Source organism: Pseudomonas sp. Tun-23181 (assembly GCF_057415455.1).
This window is the reverse complement of the sequence record NZ_CM171630.1, coordinates 3,678,992-3,693,274: the sequence shown is the minus strand read 5'-3', so window position 1 is coordinate 3,693,274 and position 14,283 is coordinate 3,678,992. Positions and strand designations below refer to the sequence as shown.

The 14,283-nt window shown below is 64.9% G+C and carries 14 protein-coding genes; 6 read left to right on the top strand and 8 right to left on the bottom strand.

Annotated features, from left to right (window positions below):
- The first annotated feature begins 167 nt into the window (after positions 1-167).
- Together ACDI39_RS17585 and ACDI39_RS17580 are read left to right on the top strand one after the other, a co-directional pair.
- On the top strand, positions 168-812 hold the full coding sequence (locus tag ACDI39_RS17585) for a hypothetical protein (protein WP_225789972.1): 645 nt from the start codon (positions 168-170) through the stop codon (positions 810-812).
- Between the two features lie 103 nt (positions 813-915).
- Positions 916-2,004: a hypothetical protein gene (locus tag ACDI39_RS17580; RefSeq protein ID WP_253166293.1), complete on the top strand. Its 1,089-nt coding sequence runs from the start codon at positions 916-918 to the stop codon at positions 2,002-2,004.
- Positions 2,005-2,006: 2 nt separating this feature from the next.
- Here ACDI39_RS17580 and ACDI39_RS17575 read toward each other — a convergent pair whose 3' ends face one another.
- The 6 genes from ACDI39_RS17575 to prlC all read right to left on the bottom strand — a co-directional run bounded on the left by ACDI39_RS17575 (position 2,007) and on the right by prlC (position 10,425).
- On the bottom strand, positions 2,007-3,536 hold the full coding sequence (locus ACDI39_RS17575) for a SulP family inorganic anion transporter (protein ID WP_486536964.1): 1,530 nt from the start codon (positions 3,534-3,536) through the stop codon (positions 2,007-2,009).
- 202 nt (positions 3,537-3,738) lie between these two features.
- Positions 3,739-4,458 carry a carbonic anhydrase gene (locus ACDI39_RS17570; protein WP_225789969.1) on the bottom strand — a complete coding sequence of 240 codons (720 nt, stop codon included), beginning with the start codon at positions 4,456-4,458 and terminating at the stop codon, positions 3,739-3,741.
- Positions 4,459-4,734: 276 nt separating this feature from the next.
- Complete coding sequence (locus ACDI39_RS17565; protein ID WP_225790031.1) at positions 4,735-5,793, bottom strand: PA0069 family radical SAM protein; 1,059 nt, start codon at positions 5,791-5,793, stop codon at positions 4,735-4,737.
- 61 nt (positions 5,794-5,854) lie between these two features.
- A complete protein-coding gene (locus ACDI39_RS17560; protein ID WP_486536963.1) occupies positions 5,855-7,924 on the bottom strand; it encodes a M3 family metallopeptidase in 2,070 nt (689 codons plus the stop codon).
- 138 nt (positions 7,925-8,062) lie between these two features.
- On the bottom strand, positions 8,063-8,341 hold the full coding sequence (locus ACDI39_RS17555) for a YheV family putative zinc ribbon protein (protein ID WP_225789967.1): 279 nt from the start codon (positions 8,339-8,341) through the stop codon (positions 8,063-8,065).
- Complete coding sequence (gene prlC, locus ACDI39_RS17550) at positions 8,338-10,425, bottom strand: oligopeptidase A (protein WP_253080755.1); 2,088 nt, start codon at positions 10,423-10,425, stop codon at positions 8,338-8,340. The genes ACDI39_RS17555 and prlC overlap by 4 nt, the downstream gene beginning before the upstream one ends.
- A gap of 66 nt (positions 10,426-10,491) precedes the next feature.
- On the opposite strand from prlC, the gene ACDI39_RS17545 reads away from it, so the two are divergent.
- Both ACDI39_RS17545 and ACDI39_RS17540 read left to right on the top strand, forming a co-directional pair.
- Entirely contained in the window at positions 10,492-11,040 is a 549-nt protein-coding gene (locus ACDI39_RS17545; protein ID WP_225789965.1) for a gamma carbonic anhydrase family protein, read from the top strand.
- A 44-nt stretch (positions 11,041-11,084) separates the two neighbouring features.
- A complete protein-coding gene (locus ACDI39_RS17540; protein WP_225789964.1) occupies positions 11,085-11,735 on the top strand; it encodes an HAD family hydrolase in 651 nt (216 codons plus the stop codon).
- 39 nt (positions 11,736-11,774) lie between these two features.
- On the opposite strand, the gene ACDI39_RS17535 is transcribed toward ACDI39_RS17540, so the two are convergent.
- Complete coding sequence (locus tag ACDI39_RS17535; RefSeq protein ID WP_225789963.1) at positions 11,775-12,866, bottom strand: aminopeptidase; 1,092 nt, start codon at positions 12,864-12,866, stop codon at positions 11,775-11,777.
- Between the two features lie 66 nt (positions 12,867-12,932).
- Between ACDI39_RS17535 and ACDI39_RS17530 the strand changes: the two genes are divergently transcribed.
- Entirely contained in the window at positions 12,933-13,346 is a 414-nt protein-coding gene (locus ACDI39_RS17530; RefSeq protein WP_225789962.1) for a PA0061/PA0062 family lipoprotein, read from the top strand.
- An 89-nt stretch (positions 13,347-13,435) separates the two neighbouring features.
- The gene (locus ACDI39_RS17525; protein WP_225789961.1) at positions 13,436-13,849 is read left to right on the top strand and encodes a PA0061/PA0062 family lipoprotein; all 414 of its coding nucleotides are present in this window, start codon (positions 13,436-13,438) and stop codon (positions 13,847-13,849) included.
- A gap of 199 nt (positions 13,850-14,048) precedes the next feature.
- Here the strand turns inward: ACDI39_RS17525 and ACDI39_RS17520 are convergent, their stop codons facing one another.
- Positions 14,049-14,282 (bottom strand): DUF1161 domain-containing protein, encoded by a 234-nt coding sequence (locus ACDI39_RS17520; RefSeq protein ID WP_225789960.1) that lies wholly within the window; start codon positions 14,280-14,282, stop codon positions 14,049-14,051.
- Between the last annotated feature and the right edge of the window lies 1 nt (position 14,283).

Below are 14,283 nucleotides of genomic sequence, written 5' to 3'. Positions count from 1 at the left end.
GATCGCCTGTAAACCCCGTGCTCAACGGCTCGGGGCACAATGATGGCACATTGATATAACTGCTTATGCAGGCGTGTCTTCCGGTTATAACAAATGCGTCTTAGGCATTCTCGTAAGCAAGCTAACTTAGTGTCTTCCGTTTGTAACGCCTTGTCCCTGGAGTTGTCATGAACATCGCCGCTGTACGCGAGCAGATCAGCCAAGCCCATCAACATGAAAGCCAGACCGGCCAATTGAAAGTACGCCTCGAGCAGCAACTGCCCCACCTGCATCCGTCGATCCGACTGCCGGAGCAGGACGCCCAGGGTACCTTGACGCGTTTCGTCAGCGCCTATATCGACCAGGTCCCGGAGTTGCTGGAAGCTGCGCACGCAGTGGCCCGCGAGGCCGGCATCGAGTCGCAGATCAAGCCGGTGCTGAAGATCGCCGAAGCCTATTTCCTCCAGCCTCCGAGCGTCATGCAAGGGCATGTCGGCCTCGACTGCCTGCTGGACGAGGCCTACCTGGCCCATCGCCTGGTCGAAGAGGTCAATGACCTGTACATCCGTCATTTCCAGCAACCGCTGATCCCCCTCGATACCACCGTGGCCAACCTGATCGCCCATCAGTTGATCGGCGAGACCTTCGCCAACCAGCTGGACGAGGTGGTGCACCACTCGGTGGACGAGTTGCTCGACGACGAGAGCTTTGCCGTGGAGTCGGTGGAGACCTACCGCGAGACCCTGTGCAGCCCCGCGACCGGCGAAGCCTGGAAACGCTGGCCGTGCCTGTCGCGGCAACTGAACGTGGACCTTGCCCTGCAACCCTCCTGACGCACCGAGGCGGCTGGGAAAGGCGTCCCGCTGCTGCCCCTCGTACCCGATCGCTACTGTCATCCGGCCGCCGCAAGGGCGGCCCCGACCCATCGAACAGGTGATGACAATGACGATCCAGTGGAATCGAATCTATACCGACCTGCTGCGCGGCAGCCGGCCGACGCTCTGGGGCAACTGGGCCCTGAACCCCAACATCCAGCCAGGCGCGGTCGGCATCGTCGACCCGGCCTCGGGTGACTTCAGGCTCGTCTGCGAACAATTGCCCGGCGCAGAAGTATCGAGCAGCCAGCAGGGCCGCAAGTGGCAGATCAGCTCGAGCGGCGTACAGCGCCGCGAAGTCAAGACGAGCGTGGCGGGAATGGTCTACGACCCGGCCACCGCCGCCCAGGTGCAGCCGGATGCCGCCATCGAATGGAGCTTCGACCGCGAGGAATCCATCGCCTCGGAGTTCGCCCTCAGCGGTGAACGCAGCCTCAGCAACCTCACGCTGCTGCACGACAGCTACGACTGGCTGCTGGATCACGCCAGGCGGGTGAACATGGCCACCGCCGCCGGCATTTCCGAAGGCTTCGGCGTGGTGACCACGGTGGTCTATGCCCAGAGCGGCGTCAATGCCGGCGCCAAGAAACGCAACGCCCGGTTCTCCCTCGCCGGCAGCGCCAGCGGCCTGAACAGGTTGCTCGGCGAGGACGGCATCTCCGGCAAGGGCAACGCCAGCTTCATCGTCACCAGCGACAGCAGCGCGATCGAGTCGCACACCTTGCCGGCAAGAAGCGGCGAGGTGGCCAGCGAGCCGCTGCCCGTCGCCTATGGCTTCGCATCCTTCGCCGGCAGCAGGGTGCTGGTGCCCAACTGGATCCGCAAGATGGGTGTGTTGAGCCTGGTGGTCGACAGCAAGGCCTCGGCCTTCACCACCTACACCACCCGGGTCACCTTGTCGTACGAAACCCCCAATGGCCCGGTCGAAGACACCCGGACCATCGTCGGCGGCAGCTCCGCCAGCTTCAGCGATATCCCGCTGACAGCCACCCGGATGACACTCGTCGCCGAGTTCATCAACCTCGGCAAGAACACCCGCCAGGCGCTCACCTGGAACACGCCTGCCACCGAGTGGCTCGGCGGCACCCGGGTCGTCAACCTGACCGGTACCTGGCCGGGTGCGCCGCAGATGAAGGAAGTGGACGCCTGAGGTCAGGCGCCCGCAGCGCTGCGCAAGCGCCCTTCGATCCTGCGCTTGAGGCCACGCTGCTCGATACGCAGGCTGCAACCGCTGGCCTGGCTGGCCTTGCCCCAATCCTCGAGCAATTCCAGGCAGGAATGGTCGATGTAGGTCAGGTTGGCCAGCGGGACATGCAACGTGGTGCCGGGCGGCACGCTGTCGAGTACCTGGGTCAGGGCAGGGACCTTGAGGAAGGTCGCCGCCCCGCTCAGGCGCAGTTCCATGTGCCCGGGACGGTCGAGGTGGACCAGGTTGATCTTCAGCCGCGCGGCCTTGAGCGCCAGCTTCAGTAGCGTCAGGGCGAAACCCAGGAGTACACCGGTGAGCAGGTCGGTGAAGATGATCGCCAAGGCGGTGGCGGCATAGGTGAACATCGGCATGCGCCCGTAGCGGCCAAGGCCGCGCAACGCTTTGAAATCCACCAGCTTCACGCCGGTATAGACCAGCACGCCAGCCAGGCTCGCCACCGGAATCTGCTGCAAGACGCTGCTCAAGGCCACCACGAAGGCCAGCAGCCACACGCCATGGAAGATCGCCGACCAGCGTGTCTGCGCCCCGGCCTGGACGTTGGCCGAGCTGCGCACGATCACCCCGGTCATCGGCAGTGCGCCCAGCAAGCCACAGAGCATGTTGCCGATACCTTGCGCCGACAGTTCACGGTCGAAGTCCGAGCGCTGGCCGCTGTGCATGCGATCGACCGCGGCGGCGGACAGCAGGGTCTCGGCGCTGGCGATGAACGCCAGGGCCAGGGCGGCCACCAGCAGGGTCGGGTCGGCCAGCGCGAGCAAGTCGTGCGGGCGCAACCAGTCGATGGCCTCGGACAGGTCGGCCGGTACCTGCACCCGCTTCACCGGCAGCGCCAGCCACAGGCTGATGACCGTCATCGCCGCCACGCCGAGCAGGGCACCCGGCAAGAAACGCAGGCGCTGGGGCCGCCAGCGCTCCCAGCCCCACATCAGGGCGATGGTCCCCAGCCCCAGCGCACCGGCCTGCCAGCCGCTGCCGGCGCTCTCCAGGGGCAATGCCGAGGCCAGCGTGGCGGGAAAGCCCAGCAGGTTTTCGACGCCAGAGGGCTGCGGCGCGGTGTCGAACATCACATGCACCTGGGACAGCACGATCAGCACGCCGATACCGGCGAGCATGCCGTAGACCACGGCCGGCGCGGTGACGCGGAACCAGCAGCCCAGGCGCAAGCGCCCGGCCAGCAGTTGCAGCAACCCCGCCAGCAAGAGGATCGGCCCGAGCATGGCCATGCCATGCTGGCGCACCAGTTCGAACACCAGCACCGCCAGGCCGGCGGCCGGGCCGCTGACCTGCAGCGGCGAACCGGCCAGGAAACCGACCACGATGCCACCGATGATGCCAGTGATCAGCCCTTTGGCCGGCGGCATGCCCGAGGCGATCGCGATACCCATGCACAGGGGCAGGGCTACCAGGAAGACCACGACCGAGGCCAGCAATTCGCGCGGCAGGGCCGCTTTGATCTGTGTCTTGTTCACCATGAAGCTCCTTACTTTCAGTTGCACGGCCATTCCTCTGGCCGGGACACGGGGATCCCTGAATCGCGCGCAGGGGCGCGCCGCCAGCGAGGCCGGCAAGGTATCCAGGGAATTCAAGGCAGCCGATAACCGGACCACACCACGAGGGTGCGGCCGGCGATCAGGACGTCATGTAGAGGTGTTCGGGTCGCTTGAGGCGTGGAGCCTAGTAGCGGCCTCTCGGTGTAGCGCAGGGGATCGGTTCGCCTGCGGCTAGCGGCAGGAAGCTGTCGCTGGCGGCATCGTAGGCTTCGATCTGGCTGGTCTCGATGTCGTAGACCCAACCATGGATGTACAGCTGGCCAGCCGCCAGGCGAGAAGCGACCGAAGGGTGGGTGCGCAGGTGATGCAACTGGGCGATGACGTTTTCCTTGGTCAGCACCTGCATGCTTTCGTGCTCGCTGCCACAGGAGCAGTTGTCCTCGACCACCGTGCGCGCGACCTCGGCATGACGCAACCAGGCCTTGACCGTCGGCATCTTCTCCAGCGCGTGAGGGTTGAGCACCGCCCGCATGGCACCACAGTCGGAGTGGCCGCAGACGATGATGTGATGCACGCCCAAGGCCATCACCGCGTACTCGATGGCGGTGGACACGCCACCGTTCATCTGCCCGTAGGGCGGTACGACGTTGCCGACGTTACGGGTCACGAACAGATCGCCCGGCGAGCTCTGGGTGATCAGCTCAGGGACGATGCGCGAGTCGGCGCAGGTGATGAACATGGCGCGCGGCGTTTGTGCCGTGGCGAGCTTCTTGAACAGCTCCTGCTGCTCGGGAAAGACATCGTGATGAAACCGCAGGAAGCCGTCGACGATATGCTTCAGGGCAGCATCGGCGCTTTCGGCGGGTGCAGCCGGGACGGCCTTGGAGGGGTCCTTGACGGGCATGATTCATCCTCTTGACGGTTTGTAGGCAAATTCCATCTTACCGGTTAAAGATTCTGGCTATGCAGGGTTTAGATGACGCGCACAGGCCATTGATCACAGTCTCTGTGGACTGATTTCCTACGCTACCGGGGAAAACTTAACTGAAACTGAATTCGGAGGCTCTAGAACGGGCGTTCTAGCTGATACAGGCGGGTGCTCGATAATAGCAAAAAAACATCAATCGCCAATACCCATGAGCGAAAATAACAGCTGCCATTAGTGCGGCTGGGGATGGCATCAGAACAACTTCAGTTGCCCGTTCGGCGGGCAGAACGCCGTGCAATCCAGCGCCTGCGCCTCGCGGCCTGCGAACCCCAGCCGCCGCATGGCCTTGCCGAACCGCTGCGCCAGCAACTCGGCGAAAACGCCTTCCCCACGCATGCGTGTGCCGAACCGGCTGTCATACAGCTCGCCGCCCCGGCTCTGGCGGATCAGGCTGAGCACATGGGCGGCGCGCTGCGGGTAATGGTCGTGCAGCCATTGCTCGAACAACGGCGCCACCTCCAGCGGCAGGCGCAGCATCATGTAGGCCGCACTCTGCGCACCCGCTGCCTTCGCCGCCTCCAGCAGGTGCTCCAGCTCGCTGTCGTTGATCATCGGGATCATCGGCGAACACAGCACCCCCACCGGCACGCCCGCCTCGTGCAGGACCCGTATCGCCCGCAGCCGCGCCTTCGGTGCCGCGGCGCGGGGTTCGAGGATGCGCTTGAGTTCGTCATCGAGGGTGGTGAGGCTGATCATCACCCGCGCCAGCCGCTGGCTCGCCAGCTCCGCCAGCAGGTCCAGGTCGCGCAGCACCAATGCGCCCTTGGTGACGATGGTCACCGGATGGCGGAAACGCAGCAGCACTTCGAGCAGGCGCCGGGTCAGCTGCCGTTCGCGCTCGATGGGCTGGTAGGGGTCGGTGTTGGAACCCAGGTTGATCGGCGCGCAAACGTAGCCCGGCTTGCTCAATTGCTGCTCGAGCAATTCGGCCGCGTTGGTCTTGGCGATCAGCTTGGTCTCGAAGTCCAGGCCTGGGGAAAGGTCCCAGTAGGCATGGCTGGGGCGGGCGTAGCAGTAGATGCAGCCATGCTCGCAGCCCCGGTAGGGATTGATGGAGCGGTCGAAGGGCAGGTCCGGCGAGGTGTTGCGGGTGATGATGCTCTTGGCCGTCTCGATCCGCACCTCGGTACCCTGGGTGGGCGGGACTTCCTGGTACCAGCCATCGTCCTCCTTCACCGACTGGCTCGGGGCGAAGCGGTTGTGCGGGTTGCTGGCAGTGCCGCGTCCTCGCAAGGGTGCTGGGTTCATGATGGGACACCGAGATACTGTATCCATATACAGTATCTCGGAGTTAGTCGGGTTTCCAGTACCGTCAGGCGCCAGCCGTCGCCAGGTATCGCGCGCGGTAGGCCTCGTGCGACAACGGCCTGCCCAGGAAGGCCTCCAGCGAGGCGCTCATCGAACGCAAGGCACCCGGCGCCAGGATCTCCTCGCGCAACCGCTGCCCGAGCCTGGCGTCATCCACGCCTTGCGCCTCGAAACGCGCGAAGATATCCAACGCATGGACTTCGGCCCACAGGTAGCCGTAGTAGCTTGCGTCATAACCGGTCACCAGGTAGTCGAAGGCCTCCGGGTATCGTTCGTCATCCTGGCCAGGCAATACCATGACCCGGCTGCTCGCCAGCCCGGCGATTTTCCGTACGTCGATGGGGGTATCGGCAGCCCGGTGCAACAGGATGTCGAACAGCGCCAGGCGCAGGTCCTTGGCCAGGGTCGACAATTGCTGCTTGCGCTTCGCCCGCAGCCATCGCTCGACCTTCTCCAGCGAAGCCTGCCCGCCGTGCTCGAAATGCCTGGAGAGACATTGCAGGGTCTGAGGGCTCCAGCACCATTGCTCCAGCACCTTGCCCACGAACTCCGAGGCATCCCTGCCAAGGTGCTCGATCGAGTTCAGCCGCCGCTGGGCGTTGCCCATCAGCACCTGGTGCAGGCAGTGCCCGAACTCATGGAAGAGCTTGCACAGGTCAAGGTGGCCCAGCAGGGTCGGCTGGTCGTCTTCATGCCTGGGATAAGCACAGGACAGCGCTACGATCGGCAGCGTGGTCCCCGTTTCCGGGTCTTCGTGCCGGCTCCTCATTGGAAAGGCAAACGCCCAGTCCGGCTTGCCCGGGCGCGCGAAGGCATCGATGTAGATGTACCCCAGCGTGCTACCTGCCTGGGTGACCTTCCACAACTGGACGTCCGGATGCCACGCCACGTTGCCCTGGTCTTCCAGCGTGATGCCGAACAGCCGCGCCGCCCATGCCTGCAATGACGCGAGCACACCTGGCAAGGGGAAGTAGGCGAGCATGTCCTGCTCGGGGTCCTGCGCCTCGCGCTCATGCAGGCGGCTGGCAAGGTAGGCCTGGTCCCAAGGCTGCAACCTCCCCATACCTTGTGTTTCAGCCAGATGGACCAAGGCGATGGCCTGCTGTTTCAACGCCGGTCTGGCCTGCTCGGCCAGGGCACCGAGAAATGCCTCCACCTCATCCACCGTCTGGGCGGACTTGCTCTGCAGGCTCAACGCCATGGCATTCTCGAAGCCCAATAATTGGGCCTTTTCGTGCCTCAAGCGCACCAGCGCCTGGAGGACCTTCGCATTATCCCAGCCGGTCTTGGCGGCTTGGTCCGAGGCCAAGGTCGACCCTCTGCGGTAGACAGTCTCCCGAAGCGAACGATTGTCGGCATGCTGCAGCAGGGCGGTCACCGTGGTGTCGTCGAGCGTGACCAGCCAACCCTTGCGCCCATTTTCCGTGATGGCGGCCAGCGTTTCGTCTGGAACGTCATCGCTCATCGCCGTCCTCGCTTTATCCGCCAGGGTGACGAGGGTCTGTTCTGGAATACCGGCAAGTTCGCCTGGGTCAGTGATCAACAACACCCCGTCTTTCCTGGACGCGCTCAGGTTATCGAGGAAGGTATCCTCCAGTCCCCTGATGGCCTCCTGCGTCCGAACAAGCTGCTGGCGCTCGGGCTCCGGCAGGGCCGCACCGGCAAGCCTAAGTTCCTCCAGGATGCTGGCCAAGGTCGCTTTCTGCTCGGCGTCCAGGTCACCACGGGCCACCTGGGAATAGGCCTCGAGCAGCAACGGTGCATGGGCCTCTTTCTCATCCCGGTAGGCGCTCAGATGGGCATGGCAATCATTGACCGCTGCAGCCCAGCCGTCGTCCCGGTGGGCACAGGGAACAACCATCTTGAAACGGTCCTCGATACGCAGGTCGAGGCGCTCGATAGCCATGACCAGGTTGTCCCAGGTAGGGGAGGTGGCCGCAGAGGCAAGAATCGTCTGGAGTTCACGGCGGTTGTCTTCGGCGATCTGGCGAAAGGCAGGTTCGAGGTGCTCGACCTCCAGGCGGGTGTAGTCGAGCAGCTCGAAGGGTTGCAGCAGCGGGTTATCCTGGGCCATTTCTTGCTCCATCGAATGAAAAGGAGCGCGAGAGGCTATAGGGCTGACCCCGGGGTGCAGGGTTGAATATCTACCACCTGGCCGACGGAACACACCCAACAACGCCCCGATGTTGCGAACCGGGGCGTTGCAGACGTGTCACTCCGCTGGCTTCTTCAGCTTCGGATTGGGAAAGAACTGGACCGTCTGCACCTTGGCCGGCGCCTTGGGCGCCAGCTGGTTGACCCGGGTGCCGAGCTCCTTCGGAATCGACAGGCCTTGCTCGTTGAGGGTGTCGGAGAACCCGCAGGCCACGCACTCGCGGTGCGGTACGCCGTCCTCGTCCCACATCATCAGCTTGTCGGTCTCGCTGCAGGCCGGGCAAACCGCCCCGGCGATGAAGCGCTTCTTGGTCTTGTTCACACGTACCTCACTCATGCCGCCGCGTCCTCGCTCAGGCCACTATGGCGCAGCAACGCATCGATGGAAGGCTCGCGGCCACGGAAGTCGACGAACAGCACCATCGGCTCGCGGGAGCCGCCACGGGCCAGGATGGCTTCGCGGAAGGCACGGCCGGTCTCGGCATTGAGCACGCCTTCTTCCTCGAAGCGCGAGAAGGCATCGGCCGACAGCACCTCGGCCCACTTGTAGCTGTAGTAACCCGCCGCGTAGCCGCCGGCGAAGATGTGGGCGAAGCTGTTGGGGAAGCGGTTGTAGGCCGGCGGACGCATGACCGAGACCTCGTCGCGCACGTCTTCCAGCACCTGCAGCACGCTGCGGCCGTCGCCATGGTTGGCGTGCAGCTCGAAATCGAACAGCGAGAACTCCAGTTGGCGCACCATCATCATGCCCGACTGGAAGTTCTTCGCTGCCAGCATCTTGTCCAGCAGATCCTGGGGCAGCGGTTCGCCGGTCTCGTAGTGGCCGGAGATCAGCGCCAGGCCTTCGGGCTCCCAGCACCAGTTCTCCATGAACTGGCTCGGCAGTTCCACCGCATCCCAGGCCACACCGTTGATACCGGAAACACCGGCATGCTCGATGCGGGTCAGCAGGTGGTGCAGGCCATGGCCGAACTCGTGGAACAGCGTAGTGACCTCATCGTGGGTCAGCAGCGCCGGCTTGCCAGGCGCGGCCGGGGTGAAATTGCACACCAGGTTGGCCACCGGGCTCTGCAGCGTGCCCGCGGCAGTACGGCGACGGTCACGGGCGCCATCCATCCAGGCACCGCCGCGCTTGTTGGCGCGGGCGTACAGGTCGAAGAAGAAGCGGCCCACGTGCTGGCCGTTTTCCTTGATCTCGAACAGGCGCACGTCCGGGTGCCAGCTGTCGAAGCCCTTGAGCTCGGCGATCTCGATGCCGTACAGACGCTGGACGATGGCGAACAGGCCCGAGAGCACCTTGTCGATCGGGAAGTAGGCGCGCAGGGCTTCCTGCGACACGCTGTAGCGCTGCTCGCGCAGCTTCTCGCCGTAGTAGCCGGCGTCCCAGCTCTGCAGCTCGGCGCAACCCTGCTCGGCGGCGTAGGCCTTGAGCTGCTCCAGATCCTGGGCGGCGAATGGCTTGCTGCGCTTGGCCAGGTCGCGCAGGAAGCTGAGCACCTGGTCGCTGGACTCGGCCATCTTGGTCGCCAGGCTCAGTTCGGCGTAGTTCCGGTAGCCCAGCAGCTCGGCCAGTTCCTGGCGCAGGTCGAGGATCTCGCTCATCACCGGGCCGTTGTCGAACTGGCCGGCGTTCGGGCCCTGGTCGGAGGCACGGGTGCAATACGCGGCATAGAGTTCTTCACGCAGAGCACGGTCGGCAGCGTAGGTCATCACGGCGTAGTAGCTGGGGAACTCCAGGGTGATCAGCCAGCCGTCGAGGCCCTTGGCCTGGGCGGCGGCGGCCATCTGCGCCTTGGCCGACTCGGTCAGCCCGGCGAGCACGGCCTCGTCGGTGACGTGCTTGGTCCAGGCCTGGGTGGCGTCCAGCAACTGGTTGGAAAAGCGGCTGCCCAGCTCGCTGAGGCGGCTCTGCACTTCGGCGTAGCGCTGCTGCTTGTCGGCCGGCAGGTCGATACCCGACAGACGGAAGTCACGCAGGGCGTGCTCGATGATGGTCTTCTGCGCGGCATCGAAACCTGCGGCTTGCGGGCTGTTGGCCAGCGCTTCATAGGCCTCGAACAGCGCACGGTTCTGCCCAAGCTCGGTGGAGTAGGCGCTCAGGGCCGGCAGGCAAGACTCGTAGGCCTCGCGCAGCGCCTTGCTGTTGCACACCGCATTGAGGTGGCTGACCGGGCTCCAGGCCGCGCCCAGGCGGTCGTTGAGTTCGTCCATCGCCAGCACCAGGCCGGCCCAGGTAGGGTGCTGGCCCTGCTTTTCGAGGATCTCGGCGATGGCTTTGCGGTTGTCGGCCAGGATCTCTTCGATCGCCGGTTGCACATGTTCGGCACGGATCGCCGAGAAGGGCGGCAGATCGTAGGACTGCAGAAGCGGGTTGTTCGCACTCACGGTTTGGATACCTTGGCAGGAGAAACACGCGCCCATCTTAATTACAATCGACGCCGACCGCAGCAGGCAGCCCGCCTATCGGCATTCAAGAGAGGCGCTATCATGGCCATCCGAACATTCCAGCAGCACACTCCGAACCTTGGGCCACGGGCTTTCGTCGACCGCTCGGCGGTGGTGCTGGGCGACGTGGAGATCGGCGAGGACAGCTCGGTCTGGCCGCTGACCGTGATCCGCGGCGACATGCACCGTATCCGCATCGGTGCGCGCACCAGCGTGCAGGATGGCAGCGTGCTGCACATCACCCATGCCGGCCCGTTCAACCCGGACGGCTTCCCCTTGCTGATCGGCGATGAGGTGACCATCGGGCACAAGGTCATGCTGCACGGCTGTACCCTGGGCAACCGGATCCTGGTCGGCATGGGCAGCACCATCATGGACGGCGCCATCGTCGAGGACGAGGTGATCATCGGCGCCGGCAGCCTGGTGCCGCCCGGCAAGCGCCTGGAAAGCGGCTACCTGTACGTGGGCAGCCCGGTGAAGCAGGCCCGGCCGCTGACCGACAAGGAGCGCGCCTTCTTCCCCTACAGCGCCGCCAACTACGTCAAGCTCAAGGACCAACACCTGGCCGAAGGCTACGACCGCCCCGAATGATCCCTGTGGGGCTTGCCCCCGAACACCTGAGTGGACAGCAGCGCATGCACCAGCAGAACATCCTTTTCGACCTCGACGGCACCCTGACCGACCCGCGCCTGGGCATCACCCGCTCGATCCAGTACGCCCTGGCCAAGCTGGGTATCGACGAGCCGGACCTGGCGCGGCTCGAGCACTTCATCGGCCCACCCTTGCTGCAGGCCTTCATGCAGTTCTACGACTTCGACGAGGCCAAGGCCTGGGAGGCGGTGAACTTCTACCGCGAGCGCTTTCGCGTCACCGGCCTGTACGAAAACCTGGTGTTCGAAGGCGTGCCGGCGCTGCTCGAAACCCTCAATGGCCAGGGCCGGACCCTGTACATCGCCACCTCCAAGCCGTGGGAGTTCGCCCGCGAGATCGCCCGGCACTTCGCCTTCGATCATCACTTCAAGGTGATCTACGGCAGCGAGTTGGACGGTACCCGCACCAATAAGGTCGAGCTGATCCGCCACCTGCTCGACGAAGAAGGCCTGGACCCGGCGCAGACGTTAATGATCGGCGATCGCAAGCACGACCTGATCGGAGCCCGTAGCAACGGGTTGCAGGCGGTGGCGGTGGGGTATGGCTTCGGCAGCCGGGAGGAGTTGATGGCAGAAGCGCCGGCGTTCCATTTCGACACCCTGGCGCAGATGCACCAGGCGTTCATCGGCGACTGAACGCCATGACCAGGGGCTGCTTTGCAGCGGCCCCCCCGGTCACCGTCCCCCCGACAATCTGGCCAACTCAGCCTTGCGCACCTCGGCCGGCATCCGCCCCAGCGCCTCGACCCGCGCATAGAACCGGCTCCAATCCCCCCGCACCTGCTCGAACAACGCCGCGAACCCCGCCACCCACTGGTCGTACAGCCCGAACGGCAACAGCTTGGCATTGTTCATCGGCCCGTACATCCAGGCGTCATACCGCCGGTCACCGCCCCACTGGCCATCCCGCAGCACCCGGTACTCTGCGCGCAGGCGCTCGAACTCCGCCTGCTTGGCCGCCCGCTTGCCCGCATCGTCCAGGGGGCCGGCATAGATCGCCTGGAGCCTTTCACGGCAGGCCAGCACCAGCCGGATGAACTGCTCCCGCTGGCGCACGGCGCTCTTCTGAATCGCTGGAAGCCCACGCGCCACGCGCCATTGCCGCGATCCTTCCTGCTCGACGAAGGTGGCGAAGGACTCGTTGAACGCCGTGTCGTCCTTCACATAGAAACGCTGGTGCGCCAGCTCGTGGAAGATCAGCGCGGCCAGGCGCTCGTCGTCCCAGCTGGCCATCGACGACAGGATCGGGTCGTCGAACCAACCCAATGTGGAATAGGCCTCCACGCCCCCCACATAGACGTCCATGCCCGCCTGCCGCATCAAGGCCGCCGCGCCCCGGGCAGCCCCTTGGCGGTAGTAGCCCCGGTAGGCTACGCAGCCGGCGATCGGGAAGCAGTGGGTCACCGGCTGCAACGACAACTCGGGCGTGGCGAACAGGTTCCACACCACGAAAGGCCGGCCCAGGTCGGCGTAGACCCGATAGCTACGGTTGTCGGGCAGCTTCAGTTGCTCGCTGGCGAACGCCCGGGCCTGTTCGGCATGCAGCAGGCGCTGGCGCAGTCGAGGGGACGTGGCCGGGTCCTGCAGCACACGCTCGACCGGCTGGCGGGCGCGCAACAGTTGCCACTGCCCTTGGGCCAGTTGGCCGTAATAGCCGACGCTGGCGCAACCGTTCAGCAGAAGGGCCGCCAACAGGGGAACCAAAACAGGGAAAAAGCGGTCGAGTGCCCCAGGGCTTGAGCGCAAGAAAAGAAAAAGTCTGAACATCGGGGCAGTCTGTCTCGCTCACGGCCGGTGCGTTCCAAGACTATCTCGCCAGGGGGGAGTTTCGCCATGCGTCCATTGTTTGCCGTCGGCACGCTCATGCTGCTGTCCGCGTGTTCCACCTTGCCGGACCCAGACCCGAACCAGGCCTGGATCGACCTGGCCCCGCATGACGACACCTCGCTGCACGCCGTCCAGGTGGACGAGCGTGACTGGGCCGATACCCGCTATTTCGAAGTGCCGCCTGGCCACCATGAGCTCACCGTGCGCTATCAGTTCGCCGTGACCCCGAGCAACATCGGCCCGGTGGACGAACCCCTGTGGCGCGATTGCCAGCTCAACCTGACGTTCAAGGACTTCGGCGCCGGCCAGCGCTATCGCCTGCAAGCGGGCAGCATTGGCTTTCGCCCCTGGATCAAGCTCTACGACCAGCAGCAGAAGCTGGTGGGACAAGGGCTGCCAGCAGGCTGCCAACGCACCTGAAAGGCATGCTCGACGTGACATGGCGCATGGCTGGGGACCGCGCGCGGCGCTATGCTTGTAGCTTGTAAACCGCAAGCGGGAGTCTCGCCATGCGCCAGCCCATGATGCTGATCGCCCTCAGTGCACTGGGGGCCTGCGCCAGCCCCTTGCCGCCCGTCGACCCCAAGCAAGCCTGGATCGACCTCTACACCATCACCCCCGGCAGGACCATCATGGCAGACCGCCTGGACGGCAAGCGCCTCGATGATGGCCGCTATTTCCAGGTCACCCCTGGCCGGCACGAGCTGGTAGTGCGCTTCGACTACGAAGTGTATGCGGGCGGCTTCACGACAGACCCGACCGAACGCACCTGCTACCTGACCGTGCGCTACGACGGCTTCAAGGCCGGAGAGCGCTACCGCCTGGAGGCACGGGCCCCGGTGATGCAACCGCAGGTGCTGCTGTTCGACGCCAGCCGCAAGGTGGTGGTGAACGAGCCCAGCGAAGTGTTCTGCATCCCCTGACGACGGGGCTGCCTTGCAGCCCATCGCCGGCAAGCCGGCTCCCACAGGGTACCTGTTGTGCTTTCGGTCGTTCTCGCAGCCCGAAGGGTTGGGGTAACCGCCCACAGCACACTCTGCGTACCGCAGATGTGTGAGCACCACTGGCACCCTGTGGGGGCTTGCCGGCGATGGAGCGCGAAGCGGCCCCAAGTAGCCCGTGTCAGCGGTCGTTCTTCTGGTAGATGATCTTCTTGGTACCCCCATCGCAACTGCCGACGATCATGTTCTGGTCGCGGACCTCGCTGTTGGGCACGATCTCCAGGGTATAGGACGTCACGCCGGCGGCCTGGATCTTCGCTTCGATCTCGGCCTTGAGCTCCTCGCACGGCTTGGGCGCGGCCCATGCGGTCGTGCCCAGCAGGCAAGCCAGCACGACGGTTGCAACGCGGATCATG